Below are 14,634 nucleotides of genomic sequence, written 5' to 3' on the forward strand. Positions count from 1 at the left end.
AGGGGAAAAAGGTGCAATCGGATATCGTCGCTAAGAAACCCGGTTTTTCTAAAAAACCGGGTTTCTGGAACCAGATGCAAAAATGCCATGATAGACTCAATACAGATACACTCCCCCTGGTAAATATGCCCAAGTACCTGACTATCCAAGAAGCACAACAACAGTTAGCAAACTTGCCAAATGAATTGGTAGCTGAACCAGCTATTATTACTCAAGATGGCAAACCCGTGATGGTCGCCATGAGTTTGGAACAGTTTGAATCTCTATTAGACCTCGACAAAAAACAAACTCTTTGACAGGCGAGACGCCTATCCCACAAGAGTTATTGCCGAAGTCTATTGGAAACCATCGATATTATTGCCGAGCGAGAATTTATGGCAGAGTTGCGAGAAGGTATTCGACAAGCAGATGCGGAAGAAACGATTAGTTTAGAACAATTAAAGGCTAAGTTAGGATTTTAACAGCACCAAGTTATCCCGATTGCACAAACCGATGAGGAATAATAGCAATCAAGTGAGAGAATAGGAGCGGGTTTTGGGCGATCGCGCGTTTTTCCTCATACCTGACTCAACATTTCCAAGAACTGTTGCACAATTAGATCTGGTTGTTCGCTGCAAGAGGTGGAGTCGTAGTGCTGGATGATGGGGATACCGTGGGATTGGAGGATGCGATCGCGTTCTTGATCTACCTCACCATCAACCTCAAGAATACCCCACTTGCCCTTGTGGAAGATGAGAAAGTCAGGTTCTTGATTTTCTCTACCTTCAGTAGTTGTAAGCCTTGCTTTAGAATTGGGGAAAAAGAGAACATTGGCGCGATCGAGTGCTTCGGCAATTTTTACTTCTGCTTCTGAGCGAAATTGTAAATCATTCCAGTGATAGAATTGTTCTTCTGAGTTATTCTGAATTTCCTGTTTATCTCCATTTTCAGTTGAGTCAAAATTATCATCACATATGATTGTGCCAGTTAAATCACCTTGACATGAATCGGAATCGCTTAAGTTTAAATTATTAGCACATAGCCTTGCACCACTTAAGTCTGCTACGCTTAATGTTGCTCCAGAAAGATTTGCACCACTGAGATTAACTTCAATTATGTGATTTCGACTGTTTACTTGAGTTTGCCGCAAGTATCGCTTTATAACTGATGGAAGATTGTCTTTTTTAACCTTTTCTCCAAATGCCTGTGATAGCAGCTTCCACAGTTTAGCGCCAGCATCTTTAATATAATCATATTCATATTCGGAGCTTCCGGCAATTTCCTTATAAGACCGTCCTTCCCAAGATTGACGAAACACGAGTTCTTGAACTTTGTTAAGGCGTTGATAGTTTAGGACAATTTCTACAAGCTCTAGAGCTTCGTCAACGGTCATGTGTCAAAATGCCTCAGTCGTGGAATGTTAAGCCGGCGTATGGTTAGTGAAAACCCTTAGAGATGGGATCTATCCCTGGATACATATTTTACCGCAACGGACCGCAAATCTTACTTTTTTATTACTTTTTTATTACTTTTTCTCACCGTCAAAGCTGAGCCAGCATTGCTACCTTGGTCAAAGAAAAATCAATAAACACTTATTCAGCAAATTTGAGTAGTTTTCTATGGAACCTGTATCGCTGACAGCTGGTGCGATCGCCACCCTCGTTTTAACCAAAGCTATTGAAAAGACCGGCGAAAAGCTAGGGGAAAAGGTATTGGAGAAGGGCGGGGAGTTGATGCAACTACTCAAGCGTAAGTCTCCTGATACGGCAAACGCTATTGAACTATCCCAACAGCAGCCATTAGACTACGGTAAGGCTGTTCTTGAGTTAGAAGCAGCCACTCATGACTCCGAAGTTGCCAAAGCAGTCGAGGAATTAGATGCAGAAGTAAAGGCAGACTCAAAACTTGCTCAAGCAGTAGAAGCTTTGGCAAATGCCCTCAAGTCTCAACCGCCAACTGTTCATAATTTCGGGAAAATAGCCGAGGAAATTAAAGAAATTAAAGCGTTTTTCCAGGGAGGTACTTTTACTGGTGACTTCAACTTTTGACTGAAGTCGCCCGATGATCCGGTAAAGCCGCCGACTTTTGATAGCTTTGTCGAAAACATTGCTAGCAAATATCGTTATTTGGAAAATCTACCCCCTCGAATCGCTGATCGGAAATGGGAAGTTTTGAAATCAGCTTCTGCAAAAGATTTTGGGACAATTGAACTAAAAGTCCTTAAGTTAGTTGTTAGCTATTGCTGCTACTTTATGAAAGGTTATCCGACGCCTTCATCCGAATACAGAGAAAGTAGCAAACAAGGTTATTACTCCTTGGCGATAAAGATAGCTCATGAAGGTAAATTAAGGTTAATTGAGCCTAAACTAAGCTCGATCGTTAAAGACCGCATAATGTCTGATATAATCCAAGCAATGGAGTAAAAAAATGAATTTAAAATATCATGTGTCTAGGGATGAAAAACGAAAATTAATTAGGAAATATTTTGAATGTTTAAGGCAGCGAAGCACAACCACTGAATCATTTGCTAAACAAGTTATTGCCGATTTAATTTCTCATTGGAAAGAGAAAAGAGCGCCAAAAGAAGCAATTTGGGCTTATTTTTTAATCCTAGCCTTATTAATTTCACTTGTGATACATCCTTTTTTGACTTTTTTACTAATTATAGCGGCTGTTTTAATCTCGAAGTCAAGAGTGTCACCCAATATAACTCCGCCCGTTTCTGACGAGGAAATCGATCAATGGTTGTTAGAAGATAAAAGAAAACTATTCAAAAAAGCTCCTGATGAATTAGACGTTAAATTAGTAAGTGAGGATGAGAATACACCGGAATTGCTAAATGTAGTAATGAATCAAGACAATCCTATAGAACTTAGTAGTGGATTTGAATTAGAAAATGAGGACAAAGAAAATGATAATAAATTTATAGTAATTTTACGAAGGTTAATAGGAGAAGATTACTTTGTTGAAAAAGGACTAGACGGCAAGACGAGACACAGCATTCATATATTTATGGTGATTTTTTTATGTAGAAACTTCCTGAGTTACTATAAGTGTCATTGGAACTTTATTAGGGGGGTAGCAACTTTAGTTGAAACGGGTGAATATCTCTATGACACAATTGTTTCTGTAAATACCCAGGAATTATCATCGGCAAGCTTATTGGATGGCGACGGAAAAAAGGTAATTTTTAAGAAACTTTTGCAGATTAACACTACAGATGGAAAGGGAATTGAGTTCCCAGCTATATCAGACATAAGAGTGAGTTACGAATCAAGTGGAGAGAACGATATTACAGAAGTCAGAGATGCAGCACATATCATTCGTGAAATGTTAAGAGAAAGACGTATTGACATACAAATAACCAAGCCGTTTGATGCCGATGATTGAGAATGATTGGCGATCGCATAACTCACTTAGCAACATTCTCCGGTTGCTTTTGAAAAGTATTTTGCAGTGCGATCGCATAACTAGAGAATACTAAAATAGGATGCGATCGCATTCTATATTTCCGCTGGGGGATGAAGTCCAGCCATAGCCAATAGACGACGCAAATTAACAACACCCGTTCTGTTCAAACGAAGTGCATTAACTGTAAATCTGCCACAAGGAGTTTTTCCAATAACTTCAGTGAAGTCCTCACTCCAGCTAAAATGCTCTGTCCAAACTTGTTTTCGCGGATTAAACAGAGCCACTTTTTCACCTGTTTCAGGATCGACATCATCAGTTTTGGTATGCTTGTAACCGTTACAACCAAAACAAGCCCAAGCTAAATTTTCTCATGTGGTTTCCCCACCTGCTTGACGGGGTTTTATATGGTCAACTGTAAGACCATCGATAGAGTAATCACCTGGACTCCGGCAATACTCGCAGCAATTTTTTGCTCTTGTTGAAACAGCTTGTTTAATAGCAAATGTAACTCGATCAGATGTCATTCTATATTGTTTCCTCTGATCTAAACTCACTGTTCAAGGTTGCCAAATCAACCTTTCTGATTTTAGCTAATTCAATTAAAGCTCTGACTCGCTCCACATTTAGACTTTCTACCCGTTCTTCATAGGCTAATAATTCATTGTGTTCTCCTGAAGTTAGTTCATCCCATTCAATGCGATCGCGTAAATCATCCAGTCTTTTTTGGTCATCTGGGGGTAGTCGGCGCCCAATGATTTGCAGTAATGCACTTTCTTCAGGAGTTGATGGTTTATCATCTCCTACTTGATTAGCCTTTAAGCACAAAGATTCCAGTAATTCAACGGCTTCAACTAACATTTCTTTTGGCAATTGATCGACCAATTCAATTGCTCTTTGGCGAAGTTCTGTTGGTGTTGTCATATTACACCTCGCTAGTTCATCATTCTCCCATTCTAGCGGTGTCAGAGAACAGTAGGACATTCATTGCGATCGCCTAACTCACGTAACAACATTCTCCGGTCGCTTTTGCAAAGGGTTTTGTTGTGCGATTCCTTCGGATAGCTTCGCTAACGCATCCTTCTCCACTCTAAAACTACCGTAGAGAATCGCAATCTCAAAAATATCTGTATGAATCACAGCTCTTTTGCGGTGTGCATCCTCACCCAGATGAATACCAATTAAATCGGCTAAAGGTTCGCCTACTTCCTCTTCATCATGCACATTCCACCCAATCTCGCGACAGTCTTGAAAGATTAGGGAATAGGGTATGCGATCGCCCATCGGATCGTACAAGCATTCAACTAACACCTCAGCACCCCACATAGAGAATTTTACATTTGTTACGAGGGATGTTAGTTCACCCAAACCGAGCAAATTATAGTCATCTGCCATATTAATTACTCACTATTTCTCCATTCTTTCTACAGCGGATTGCTTTTCGAGTGAGGTACAGCCTTTTGGCGCCTTTTGTGTAGCGGCACCCTTAAGGGTGCCCGCACACTGCTGCCAAGGTGTACCTCATGCGGCTGCAATCGGCTATAATTGATCGCTAAAAATAGCCGGTTCTCTACCACATAACATCTGTTGGAGTTGCTACCCCTGTGCGGAGGCAAAGAAACCGGGTTTCTAGGAAAAATTGTCGCTTTGTAGAGATCGCAGCAAGAAACCCGGTTTCTAGATTGGTTGTAGCGATCGCATTCGCGTTATTGTGCCAGTTGGCAGATTGTCCACTCGGGCGCTGTGGGAACGCCGGTGCGGTATTGTGCGGGAAACGCACGCCATAACTCTCGCTGGGAAAGAACTCTAGCACTTGGTGTCACATCGATGGGGACAGCGGATACCTTCTAACTGAGGTCAAATCAAGGAGTGACACAAACAGCGTCCAAAGGGTGAGCGGGTTTTTTTAATCTAAAACATAGCAGGAAATTCGCTAACCAAAAGCTGTAAACAAGGAGCATCAATCTTATGACAACCGATACCAACATGCCAGTAGTAGCTATTGTCAACGATCTAGAAGCGCTAATCTCAGAAATAGACAATAACCCCGAACTCTCTCCTTGGGTGGTGCGCCTAATACTAAAATCGATTAAAGATAAAGCTAAAAAAATGGCAACCGAGTTTCCGCCTAGACTTACTTCCGTATCCGAAACAGAGAATTCAGAAGTTTTCTCCGATTTACCCTTTCTTAGTACAACAAAAGTCAAGGTTTTGCAACAGCGGCGGTGTGTTTGAACGTGAGGAGAAGGCGAGAAGCGGTGACGCGGAAAGAGTTGTGGAAAAATTAAAAGCGTCCCCGCGTCCCCGCGTCCCCGCGTCCCCGCGTCCCCGCGTCCCCGCGTCCCCGCGTCCCCGCGTCCCCGCGTCCCTATGTCCGGTGCGTCTTCTTCTCCCAAGTGGGGAATGTCGATTTTCTATCCAATTGCGATCGCGGCTACAGATCGGCGAGTACGTTCTTGATAGTGTGAATCTAGCCAGCAAATTGGTAGGGCTTCACCAGAGGTAAAAATTAGCTCTGACTTCAGGAAGGTTTCCGGGTCTTGCAGTTCTTCCCCCGCGTGGTATCGCCCTATAATCTCTTTCGTGCAAGGGTTATAGAGATCATCCACTGTCAGCACTTCTACCAAGTCGCCACTGCGAAAGTGTTTGAGAAACATACCATCTCTCCTTTTATCACTAATAGCTGACCCTATTAGTCACATAGCACATTTTTGCTACCAGAAACATTAATATTTGTCAAGTATATACCTAACCCGTGGGGGGATAGAGTCTGATGTATTCTCTGCGAGCGATCGCGGGAACCATATAAATACCAACCTGCTTGTCTTTTCTGGCCAGCACATTAAGATGGAATAAATTCTGTAAAGAAACATTGCCCGCAGGTTGACAAAAATTAGGTTGTCAGCAGACTCAATCGAAGGAAGGAAGTAGTTGTTATGGTAAATGGCGCAGAAAATCAGTCTCCTCACCACGTAGCGATTATCGGTGGTGGTTTTGGCGGACTTTATGCTGCTAAAGCACTCGGTAACGCACCCGTGCAAGTGACGCTAATCGATAAACGCAACTTTCATTTATTTCAACCGCTGCTTTACCAAGTCGCAACGGGGACATTATCTCCGGCGGATATTTCCTCGCCACTGCGCGCCGTTCTCAGCAACAATAAGAATACCAAAGTGCTGCTGGGAGAAGTCACCGATATCGATCCGGATGCCCAAAAAGTCATCTTGCGCGGCGAAGAAGTAACTTACGATACGTTAATTGTAGCGACGGGTGTGAGCCATCACTACTTTGGCAAAGACGAATGGGAAACCCTTGCACCGGGATTAAAAACAGTAGAAAATGCCTTAGAAATGCGGCGGCGAATTTTCTTGGCGTTTGAAGCAGCAGAAAAAGAAACCGATCCGGAAAAACGACGTGCTTGGTTAACATTTGCGATTGTGGGAGGAGGGCCGACGGGTGTAGAATTAGCGGGAGCGATCGCCGAACTCGCCTACAGTACCCTGAAAAAAGATTTCCGCAACATCGACACGGCGGAAACCAGAATTTTATTGCTGGAAGGCATGGATAGAATTCTGCCACCCTACAAACCAGAATTATCCGCCAAAGCCGCAGCATCGCTCAAAAAATTGGGCGTAACGGTGCTAACAAAGGCGCTAGTTACTAACATTGAAAATCACGTACTGACAGTAAAGCAAGGCGAACAAATCGAACAAATTCCAGCGCGAACGATATTATGGGCAGCAGGGGTCAAAGCATCGCCCATGAGCAAAGTTTTAAACCAACGCACGGGTGTAGAACTCGACCGAGTCGGGCGCGTCATAGTCGAACCAGACCTTAGCATAGCAGGAAATCCCAATATTTTTGTCATTGGCGATTTGGCTAATCTTTCTCAAGACGGGAAACCCTTACCAGGTATAGCACCCGTGGCGATGCAAGAAGGGGAATATGTCGCTAAATTGATCGAACAAAGATTGGCAGGTAAACCAGCACCGCCCTTCCGTTATCTTGATTTTGGTAGCTTAGCAGTCATCGGGCGCAATGCGGCAGTAGTAGATTTGGGTTACGTGCGGTTTACAGGTTTATTAGCGTGGTTGTTTTGGGTATTTATCCACATTTACTATCTGATTGAATTTGACAACAAATTGATAGTAATGATTCAGTGGGGTTGGAACTATTTCACCCGCAAGCGCGGCGCGCGTTTGATCACTGGTAACGAATCCCTGGGAATTGTTGCTGTTGATGTTAACGGCGATTATTACGTGCCAGGGGAAAGTAAATCAACGGTTGAAGTGTAAGCATTTCAACCCGCCCGGAAATAAATTTCCGGATTACTGTAGAGACGTTACATGTAACGTCTCTACAAGTCGTAACGTCTCTACAAATCGGTTAAAACCGACTGAAACCCATGAATTTAGAAACCCGGTTTCTCGCAGAAACCGGGTTTCTGTCATCAAGCACGTGGCGTGAGCGATCGCGTTACTATAAATGTATACCACTTATAATGATATATATGGCAGGAAGGAAAAAATTAGACCGCACCAGTCTGCACGCTAGAGTTGCTCCCAATACGCCGGATAAGCTAAAAGAAATAGCTTTTAAACTTGGCTATATCTACGACGAACAAGGCTCTACCGGACAACTTCTCGACGCGATCGCTGAAGGTAAAATTATTTTGGTTCAGTCGGCTAAAAGTGGTTGACGTTTATTTATAAGTGGTATACGCTTATGAGCGAGGGAAATAAAAACTACCCCTCAACAGGAGGTGAAAACAACGTGACTCAATCTGGAGGTAACGGTCACAAGTCAGAGGTTCAGCCGGAAGAGATCAGGATTTTTGAGCCTGCATATCTGCCAGATCAAAATTCAGAAACCGATGAGCCAATAGGCTATGTTGAAATCGGACTCACAGAAGATGAGGATGAGGGGGAATTCACTCCCGAACTCCCCCCAGAGTTGCGAGATGATGAATCTGAGCAACCACCCAACTAGCGACTAGCTAGAAGCTCCCAAGCTCCAACCTTGGGGGCTTTGACGCTTTGTTGATTACTCAAATTATATCAATGCACGATCTAAGATTAATCGTTCCAGACTATTACCGCATCGTAGAGTGCCGCGAAGGTCGCTGGTTCTTCAAAAAAACGACTCGGTTCTACAACTTGCTGCCAATAGCGGTTGATTTTCAAGATTTAGAGTTGTTGTATGGCATTTCAAAGCAGCAGATTGTGAATGAGATGTTTCGCATGAAAGAAGGTCAGACTGGCTTTTATCTCGCAAACTTAAGGCAAAAGCGATACTACTATTGCGGTATAGATGTTGCGGATATTAAAGCAATGTTGCGCTCTCTTGGCATCGGTCGGGACGATCCGATTGATGATTAATCCATCTTAGGAGGTGAAAAAGCCAAGATGAATTTTTTGGTAAACCAACTCACGCAGTAAATTCGCTTGCTGATTACTAATCGATGCGTGCAAACTCTGCAAAGTCATCCGCACCAGCAAATTTTTTTGCTCGGGTTGAATCCCCAAACGTTGAATCGCTTGTTGCGGGAGTTGATCGTAGTGAGTTTCGCTCAATATCTCGACGGATTCTAAAAGTTCGGCATCTTCTCCCAACGCCTCTACAATTTTTTCGCAGATATCTTCCAACTCGGTATCGAGTCGAGTCACAATCGACATATCTCGACTAATCCTGGGTTGATTTGATACTGGATGATAAGGTTCAAGATTTGTCATTTGGATGGCTATTTTAGGATGGGTGCTTCGCAGCAAGCGAATATCATCCATTCCTTTAACTAACATCGCCAGACGATCTAATCCCCAACCCGTCGCCAATCCCGTATATCCTGGTTGTAATAAACCGGGATGCGCTTCCCCACCTTCTCCCACTTCGATCCAATTTCCATTTACTAACACCTCAATTTCTACACCGTTGCGGGTATAAGGATGCGATGTTTCGTTGAGACGGTAGGATACGCCTGGAAGAATTGCATCGAGAATAGTTTGGATGAGTTTGATTAAATTTTCCCTCGCCAGGTGCTGGCGATCGCTTATCCACCATACATCCATTTGATGAGGTTCCCCGACGTGACGTTTATCCACCACATCCCGCCGATAGCAGATACCGGGATGCACAATTAGTTGTTCGCCTTTGAGGTGGGTGAGTAAGTCTGGAATAATGGCAGTAGTGTGGGTTCTGAGTAACCTACCGTCGTCGAGGTAGCGGGTGTATTTCTGACTTCGCGACAAACTCTGTTGCGGAAAATAAAGCTTGTCGAAGTTATTGGCGACGGTGGTAATAGGGTGAGAACGCCATATCGTTACTTCTGGATAACCGGATGCTTGAAGAGACTCGGCGATTTTATAGACGATGAGATTTATAGCATGTATGCCATTTGCCTGGTTCGTCAAGTCCGGTTTTAAAAGTCCAGGTGGTTCATTTTTCGCCTCTGGTTATGCGTCTTTAACACATTATACTACATTATGTAGTAATGGGCAATCGCCAGCTGGGGTCAGAAACCCGGTTTTTCTAAAAAACCGGGTTTCTAAAGTTTTGAATGGCGAGGGATAAAATACCTAAAATCTTTTTGATATCTCTAATATAATACTCGCTTAGATCGATTGAAACTAATTGCCCTTCCAGTTTAAGAAATTGCCAAATTGTGCCAAGGGTTACGGCTCGATAAATAGTCTTAATTTGATTTCCTTCGCGTTCGTTAAACACCTGTGCAAATCTTTAATTAAGTCATTTAATTTAAAGTCACTATAAGCCATAAATTAAACCTCTTGAAATCAACTACGATTCAAACTATCCCACGCAACACGGGTATCAAATATTGCGTCAAGGTAAAGGCATCAACGCCTAATTCAGTGCGTTCTTTTGCTGCTAAAATTCCGGCTTGAGCGTGCCACCATGCGCCTGTTGCGACTATTTCTGCTATTGGCATTTGTGGGGAAGATGCTTGCGCGAGCAGTCCACCGAGTAGTCCAGTTAACACATCGCCGCTACCGCCACGGGCAAGGGCGGGAGTGCTTTCGGGGATAATATATATAGAACCGGAAGGATTGGCGATCGCAGTCCTAGCTCCTTTCAACAATACCACTGCATTGCTTTGTTGCGAGGCCAGGGAAACCGCTTCTATTCTATCTTTGGTTGGCTCGGCAATATCGGGAAATAAACGTTTGAATTCGCCAGCATGAGGCGTGAGAATTGTAGGTGCTTCTCGCGGGGATAGTTCTAATTGGGCAAGGATATTTAAACCATCGGCATCTAATACTAAAGTGCGATCGCTTTCCAAAACACTTTGCACAACTGGGGTAGCATCGGTAGTTAAACCGGGACCACATGCGATCGCGCTATAGGAGTCCAAGTTTATCCCATCTGGGAGGGATGCGATCGCGCCCGTTTCTGTTTCCGGACAATCTACGATCAAAGCTTCCGGTAAATGGGATACCAACAGCGGTTTTAGCGACGCTGGTACGGCAATTGAAAGCATTCCGACACCGCTTCCCCTTGCACCCAATCCGGTTAAAATTGCTCCCCCAGCATAGCGACGAGAACCGCAAATTAAGAGTAAATGTCCTTGTTTATATTTATGGGTCACTGGCGGACGAACTAAGGGCAAATTAGCGTAAGCATTTGCTTTCGTCACGCGCTGAATTTTGGGCGTTGCGCCCAATACTGCCGCAATATCTGCTAAAGGTATATCAAAACCAATTAATTCTGCTTTGCCGATATATTCCAAAGCTTGGTCTTGCAGAAATGCCTGTTTCCACAACCCCAAACACAAGGTTCGAGTTGCGCGAACTGCCGTTCCCAATACTTCTCCCGTATCCGTATGCAAACCGGAAGGAATATCGATGCTGATGATTGGTTTAGACCATGAATTTAACTTGTTTATGGCATCTGCAACCGAGTCGGAAAGGGGTCTTTCTAACCCAAATCCAAATAACCCATCAATAATGATATCGCAATCTTGCAGCGGTTCAATTTGGTCAAAAAAGGGAATGGTGAGACTGCGTGCATATCTGGCGTGCTGGGATGTTAATTCTTTGAGTTTGGGAAAAGCAAGATAAACCGAAACTTTATAGCCTTGAAAATGCAATTCGCGAGCCACAACTAAAGCATCGCCACCATTATGACCGGGGCCAACTAAAATGCCAATATTTAAAGATTGGTGATTGGTAATTGGTAATTGGTTCTCGCTGCCTTTTAATGGATAGAGTTCCTCAATTCGACGCGCAATTAATCCTGCTACTTTTTCCATTAAAGCTGCAACGGGCATTCCCGCAACAAATACGCGCTCTTCAATTTGGTGCATTTGTTCGGCGGTGACTACAAATTGAGCGATTTTGGATTGGTAATTGTTATTTGAATTATGCACCCCTTTCATTTTTCCCCCTTTCTCCCGATTACCCATTACCCTCGTCACCAGGGATCTGCCTAGTAACGCCATTACCGACTGTAATAAATTTGTGCATTCTCCATACCAAAGTCCTGTAAATAGCGATGCCAGTTTTCGGCGGTTTCTCGGTTGCGAAATGGCCCGACCATGACATACGAGCCATCCGCTTCGTTGCGCCTGGAAATACCTTCTTGACTGCCAAAATCGGGAGCCATTTGTCTTACTTGCGCTTCAACTACGGGCAGTTCTTCTTCGCTGCATGGAATGACTACTGCATAGTAATCATTGTCAACTGAAGCAACGGGTCGGTCATCGCCTACAGCTTCAAATCTAGCCCAACTTTCTTCAAATTCAACGAGATCGACGCGAGGAATAAGGCGGCGATCGCGCAGTCTATTTGCTAAGCGCAGCGCCCGATCTTCGCTGTCAAATATTCCGGCGCGAATCACTGTTCTTCCCCGGTAGCGCACAAAAAAAGCGCTGTCAGTTAATTCCCGCACTTCTCTTAAAATGCGCGGATCGCTGCTAATGACGTAGACAAAAAACTGACGCGCATAACGCCTCGTATCAACCGTAGCAATGTCAGCAATAATGCCTCGGCTTTCCAAATCTCGAAGCCGATCTTCTGCGGTTGAACGGCGTCTGTATATGGCTAATTGAATAACATCTCTTCCTTTAAAGCGTACCCGCGTTGCCGATCTTTCTACTCGTTGAACCGCTTCTAATAAGTTGCGACTATAACGATCCACATAAACTAGATAGCCGTCAATATCGCCTCGCCTTCGCGCCGCTTCTGGGTAGTCGCGTTTGACCGCCGTTGGCGGGACTGACTTGGCGAGGGTGGTGGGGGAAGCGATCGCTATAGTACCCCCTAACAGTAAACCTCCCCAGAAACCCGGTTTCTTGAAGAAACCGGGTTTCTTCACATATGTCGAACGTCCTCTCATGTCCATTCCTTCCTCATCCTCAAATTTTACCCAGTTTGACGCAAATTTTACAGTCAGTGTACTATAAGACATCTCTCAAGAGTTCGCACTTTCAAAAGCTTCCACAACCATCCAAGATTTATCTCAAAGTGTTAACTTAGAAAAAGTTAGTTCTATGGATGTTTAGTTCGAGTCGATTTCAATGCTATGAACAGAGTAGTTGTTGGCCTTTCTGGTGGCGTTGACAGTTCAGTAGCAGCCGCCATTCTCCATCATCAGGGATACGAAGTTGTTGGTTTAACCCTTTGGCTGATGAAGGGGAAAGGTCAATGCTGCTCTGAAGGTATGGTAGATGCTGCGTTTATTTGCGAACAGTTGGGTATCCCCCATCACATCGTCGATAGCCGCGATGTGTTTCAAGCCCATATCGTAGACTATCTCGTCGCCGGATACAGCGACGGCATTACGCCCCTGCCTTGTTCCCAGTGTAACAAGACGGTGAAGTTCGGCCCGATGGTAAAATATGCCCGCGAACAGTTAGGCATCGATAAAATTGCTACGGGTCATTATGCGCGAATTAGTTACAATTCTGACCTCGGTCGCTATCAGTTGCTACGGGCGGTGGATCAAAGTAAAGACCAGTCGTATTTCTTGTACGATTTGACACAAGATTTACTGGCAGCTTCTGTATTTACACTAGGAGAAATGCACAAAACCGAAACGCGGAAAATTGCGGCAGAATTTGGGTTGAAGACTGCGGATAAACCGGAAAGTATGGACTTGTGCTTGGTAGAAGCTAATGGTTCAATGCGCGAGTTTTTGGATAAGTATTTAGCTGCGAAAAAGGGCGATATTGTTGACAGAGAAGGGCGCGTATTGGGTCAGCACGATGGTGTCCATCATTACACGATTGGACAGCGCCGGGGGCTGGGAATTGCGGCGGCGGAAGCTTTGTACGTGATTGGGATCGATGCGGTGAATAATAGGGTAGTGGTGGGCGATCGCACGCATCTCACCCAACCCGAATGCACCGTCTCTCGCGTCAACTGGGTATCGATTGCACCCCCGACTACACCGATTCGCGCCGAAGTCCAAATCCGGTATCGCACGACGCCTGCACCCGTGACGGTGATTCCTTTGATGGACGGGCAAGATGCCCATCCCACAAGAGTGTGGGACGGGCAAGATGCCCATCCCACAAGAGTTAAACTGGTGTTTGACGAACCCCAATTAAGCATTACTCCCGGACAAGCTGCTGTTTGGTACGACGGGGATATCTTGTTAGGTGGCGGAATTATCGAACGGCAAAATTAGCAACAAATTTTGTCTTTGTATGTAGTAGTTATTTCCTTACAGCGGCTTGCAGCCGCGTGAGGGAAAGCGTTATCGCTTCGTTTGTGTAGCGGCAGCATTAATGCTGCCGCTACACAAACGAGAGCCACAAGGGCTGTACCTCATGCGAGTGCAATCCGCTATAATAGTAGAGGCTAAAATGTCGCCGAACAAAATTGAAAACCTCATCCCTGAACAAGAAGCGCTGATTCCAGTATATCGGGAAAAGTGGAGACAAATTGCTCTTTCAAGCAAGCCAATTGATAGGGAAAAAGCGGCTGAAGCGATAAAATCAGCGTATATTGCGATTGGCTATAAGCAGCCTAGAATCCTTTTTTTTGATAGCCCAAGTGCTGCTATAGAAACTATTGTTCATAACAGCGATCTCAAGAGAGAACGGGGAAACAAGCTGGGAAGCCAATTGAGGAGACACTTGGACATCCAATTGTGGAGTCATATCACGTCCTTAAGCAACGGTTGTGTAACTGCTAATAGCTAATCGCTAATGGCTGCTGTCAGGCAATTGGCAATTAGCTATTAGCAATTAGCCATCGATACACTACCGATCTCTCGCGGACATGATATCAA

23 protein-coding genes are annotated in these 14,634 nt (G+C 44.3%); 12 read left to right on the plus strand and 11 right to left on the minus strand.

What is annotated here, in order from left to right:
• Positions 1-11 precede the first annotated feature (11 nt).
• Both MiSe_RS16430 and MiSe_RS50980 read left to right on the plus strand, forming a co-directional pair.
• On the plus strand, positions 12-296 hold the full coding sequence (locus tag MiSe_RS16430) for a type II toxin-antitoxin system Phd/YefM family antitoxin (RefSeq protein WP_226581974.1): 285 nt from the start codon (positions 12-14) through the stop codon (positions 294-296).
• A 42-nt stretch (positions 297-338) separates the two neighbouring features.
• The gene (locus MiSe_RS50980) at positions 339-461 is read left to right on the plus strand and encodes a hypothetical protein (RefSeq protein ID WP_264196526.1); all 123 of its coding nucleotides are present in this window, start codon (positions 339-341) and stop codon (positions 459-461) included.
• A 95-nt stretch (positions 462-556) separates the two neighbouring features.
• Here the strand turns inward: MiSe_RS50980 and MiSe_RS16435 are convergent, their stop codons facing one another.
• Positions 557-1,372, minus strand: coding sequence for a helix-turn-helix domain-containing protein (locus tag MiSe_RS16435; RefSeq protein ID WP_226581991.1), 816 nt, complete (start codon positions 1,370-1,372; stop codon positions 557-559).
• A gap of 226 nt (positions 1,373-1,598) precedes the next feature.
• Between MiSe_RS16435 and MiSe_RS16440 the strand changes: the two genes are divergently transcribed.
• From MiSe_RS16440 to MiSe_RS16450, 3 genes are all read left to right on the plus strand, one after another.
• Positions 1,599-2,027 carry a hypothetical protein gene (locus tag MiSe_RS16440; RefSeq protein ID WP_226581994.1) on the plus strand — a complete coding sequence of 143 codons (429 nt, stop codon included), beginning with the start codon at positions 1,599-1,601 and terminating at the stop codon, positions 2,025-2,027.
• A 123-nt stretch (positions 2,028-2,150) separates the two neighbouring features.
• Positions 2,151-2,402 carry a hypothetical protein gene (locus MiSe_RS16445; protein WP_226581996.1) on the plus strand — a complete coding sequence of 84 codons (252 nt, stop codon included), beginning with the start codon at positions 2,151-2,153 and terminating at the stop codon, positions 2,400-2,402.
• Between the two features lie 4 nt (positions 2,403-2,406).
• Complete coding sequence (locus MiSe_RS16450) at positions 2,407-3,369, plus strand: hypothetical protein (protein ID WP_226581998.1); 963 nt, start codon at positions 2,407-2,409, stop codon at positions 3,367-3,369.
• A gap of 113 nt (positions 3,370-3,482) precedes the next feature.
• Here the strand turns inward: MiSe_RS16450 and MiSe_RS16455 are convergent, their stop codons facing one another.
• The 5 genes from MiSe_RS16455 to MiSe_RS16475 form a co-directional block, all read right to left on the minus strand.
• Complete coding sequence (locus MiSe_RS16455; RefSeq protein ID WP_226582000.1) at positions 3,483-3,674, minus strand: hypothetical protein; 192 nt, start codon at positions 3,672-3,674, stop codon at positions 3,483-3,485.
• Positions 3,675-3,758: 84 nt separating this feature from the next.
• On the minus strand, positions 3,759-3,914 hold the full coding sequence (locus MiSe_RS16460) for an HNH endonuclease (protein ID WP_226582003.1): 156 nt from the start codon (positions 3,912-3,914) through the stop codon (positions 3,759-3,761).
• A gap of 1 nt (position 3,915) precedes the next feature.
• A complete protein-coding gene (locus tag MiSe_RS16465; RefSeq protein WP_226582005.1) occupies positions 3,916-4,371 on the minus strand; it encodes a hypothetical protein in 456 nt (151 codons plus the stop codon).
• Positions 4,372-4,389: 18 nt separating this feature from the next.
• A complete protein-coding gene (locus MiSe_RS16470) occupies positions 4,390-4,782 on the minus strand; it encodes a hypothetical protein (protein ID WP_226582008.1) in 393 nt (130 codons plus the stop codon).
• A gap of 175 nt (positions 4,783-4,957) precedes the next feature.
• On the minus strand, positions 4,958-5,200 hold the full coding sequence (locus MiSe_RS16475; protein WP_226582011.1) for a hypothetical protein: 243 nt from the start codon (positions 5,198-5,200) through the stop codon (positions 4,958-4,960).
• 155 nt (positions 5,201-5,355) lie between these two features.
• Between MiSe_RS16475 and MiSe_RS16480 the strand changes: the two genes are divergently transcribed.
• Positions 5,356-5,622 carry a hypothetical protein gene (locus MiSe_RS16480; RefSeq protein WP_226582013.1) on the plus strand — a complete coding sequence of 89 codons (267 nt, stop codon included), beginning with the start codon at positions 5,356-5,358 and terminating at the stop codon, positions 5,620-5,622.
• A 179-nt stretch (positions 5,623-5,801) separates the two neighbouring features.
• On the opposite strand, the gene MiSe_RS16485 is transcribed toward MiSe_RS16480, so the two are convergent.
• Positions 5,802-6,044 carry an acetyltransferase gene (locus MiSe_RS16485; RefSeq protein WP_226582016.1) on the minus strand — a complete coding sequence of 81 codons (243 nt, stop codon included), beginning with the start codon at positions 6,042-6,044 and terminating at the stop codon, positions 5,802-5,804.
• Positions 6,045-6,323: 279 nt separating this feature from the next.
• Between MiSe_RS16485 and MiSe_RS16490 the strand changes: the two genes are divergently transcribed.
• The 4 genes from MiSe_RS16490 (at position 6,324) to MiSe_RS16505 (ending at position 8,765) form a co-directional block, all read left to right on the plus strand.
• Complete coding sequence (locus MiSe_RS16490) at positions 6,324-7,682, plus strand: NAD(P)/FAD-dependent oxidoreductase (RefSeq protein ID WP_226582018.1); 1,359 nt, start codon at positions 6,324-6,326, stop codon at positions 7,680-7,682.
• 110 nt (positions 7,683-7,792) lie between these two features.
• A complete protein-coding gene (locus MiSe_RS16495) occupies positions 7,793-8,086 on the plus strand; it encodes a hypothetical protein (RefSeq protein ID WP_226582020.1) in 294 nt (97 codons plus the stop codon).
• A gap of 74 nt (positions 8,087-8,160) precedes the next feature.
• A complete protein-coding gene (locus MiSe_RS16500) occupies positions 8,161-8,376 on the plus strand; it encodes a hypothetical protein (RefSeq protein WP_226582023.1) in 216 nt (71 codons plus the stop codon).
• 71 nt (positions 8,377-8,447) lie between these two features.
• Entirely contained in the window at positions 8,448-8,765 is a 318-nt protein-coding gene (locus tag MiSe_RS16505; protein ID WP_226582025.1) for a hypothetical protein, read from the plus strand.
• Positions 8,766-8,771: 6 nt separating this feature from the next.
• Here the strand turns inward: MiSe_RS16505 and srmL are convergent, their stop codons facing one another.
• The 4 genes from srmL to MiSe_RS16525 all read right to left on the minus strand — a co-directional run bounded on the left by srmL (position 8,772) and on the right by MiSe_RS16525 (position 12,807).
• A complete protein-coding gene (gene srmL / locus MiSe_RS16510; RefSeq protein ID WP_226582028.1) occupies positions 8,772-9,794 on the minus strand; it encodes a PheS-related mystery ligase SrmL in 1,023 nt (340 codons plus the stop codon).
• Positions 9,795-9,912: 118 nt separating this feature from the next.
• Positions 9,913-10,107, minus strand: a complete 195-nt coding sequence (locus MiSe_RS16515; RefSeq protein WP_307731443.1) for a hypothetical protein — start codon at positions 10,105-10,107, stop codon at positions 9,913-9,915.
• A gap of 79 nt (positions 10,108-10,186) precedes the next feature.
• Positions 10,187-11,776: an NAD(P)H-hydrate dehydratase gene (locus tag MiSe_RS16520; protein ID WP_226582088.1), complete on the minus strand. Its 1,590-nt coding sequence runs from the start codon at positions 11,774-11,776 to the stop codon at positions 10,187-10,189.
• A gap of 62 nt (positions 11,777-11,838) precedes the next feature.
• The gene (locus MiSe_RS16525; protein WP_226582030.1) at positions 11,839-12,807 is read right to left on the minus strand and encodes a hypothetical protein; all 969 of its coding nucleotides are present in this window, start codon (positions 12,805-12,807) and stop codon (positions 11,839-11,841) included.
• 114 nt (positions 12,808-12,921) lie between these two features.
• Here MiSe_RS16525 and mnmA point away from each other — a divergent pair, with 114 nt between their 5' ends.
• Entirely contained in the window at positions 12,922-14,028 is a 1,107-nt protein-coding gene (gene mnmA, locus MiSe_RS16530) for a tRNA 2-thiouridine(34) synthase MnmA (protein WP_226582033.1), read from the plus strand.
• 46 nt (positions 14,029-14,074) lie between these two features.
• On the plus strand, positions 14,075-14,545 hold the full coding sequence (locus MiSe_RS16535; protein ID WP_226582037.1) for a hypothetical protein: 471 nt from the start codon (positions 14,075-14,077) through the stop codon (positions 14,543-14,545).
• Positions 14,546-14,634 lie beyond the last annotated feature (89 nt).

The sequence above is a fragment of the Microseira wollei NIES-4236 genome (assembly GCF_020521235.1).
Taxonomy (GTDB): domain Bacteria; phylum Cyanobacteriota; class Cyanobacteriia; order Cyanobacteriales; family Aerosakkonemataceae; genus Microseira; species Microseira wollei.

Bases quoted from the DNA above. Each gene is read 5' to 3' on its own strand.
- MiSe_RS16450 (WP_226581998.1), top strand. From the start codon at position 2,407: ATGAATTTAAAATATCATGTGTCTAGGGATGAAAAACGAAAATTAATT.
- MiSe_RS16480 (WP_226582013.1), top strand. From the start codon at position 5,356: ATGACAACCGATACCAACATGCCAGTAGTAGCTATTGTCAACGATCTA.
- MiSe_RS16465 (WP_226582005.1), bottom strand. From the start codon at position 4,371: ATGTCCTACTGTTCTCTGACACCGCTAGAATGGGAGAATGATGAACTA.
- mnmA (WP_226582033.1), top strand. From the start codon at position 12,922: ATGAACAGAGTAGTTGTTGGCCTTTCTGGTGGCGTTGACAGTTCAGTA.
- MiSe_RS16460 (WP_226582003.1), bottom strand. From the start codon at position 3,914: ATGACATCTGATCGAGTTACATTTGCTATTAAACAAGCTGTTTCAACA.
- MiSe_RS16520 (WP_226582088.1), bottom strand. From the start codon at position 11,776: ATGAAAGGGGTGCATAATTCAAATAACAATTACCAATCCAAAATCGCT.
- MiSe_RS16505 (WP_226582025.1), top strand. From the start codon at position 8,448: ATGCACGATCTAAGATTAATCGTTCCAGACTATTACCGCATCGTAGAG.
- MiSe_RS16435 (WP_226581991.1), bottom strand. From the start codon at position 1,372: ATGACCGTTGACGAAGCTCTAGAGCTTGTAGAAATTGTCCTAAACTAT.
- MiSe_RS16495 (WP_226582020.1), top strand. From the start codon at position 7,793: ATGAATTTAGAAACCCGGTTTCTCGCAGAAACCGGGTTTCTGTCATCA.
- MiSe_RS16485 (WP_226582016.1), bottom strand. From the start codon at position 6,044: ATGTTTCTCAAACACTTTCGCAGTGGCGACTTGGTAGAAGTGCTGACA.
- MiSe_RS16470 (WP_226582008.1), bottom strand. From the start codon at position 4,782: ATGGCAGATGACTATAATTTGCTCGGTTTGGGTGAACTAACATCCCTC.
- MiSe_RS16490 (WP_226582018.1), top strand. From the start codon at position 6,324: ATGGTAAATGGCGCAGAAAATCAGTCTCCTCACCACGTAGCGATTATC.
- MiSe_RS16440 (WP_226581994.1), top strand. From the start codon at position 1,599: ATGGAACCTGTATCGCTGACAGCTGGTGCGATCGCCACCCTCGTTTTA.
- MiSe_RS16525 (WP_226582030.1), bottom strand. From the start codon at position 12,807: ATGTCTTATAGTACACTGACTGTAAAATTTGCGTCAAACTGGGTAAAA.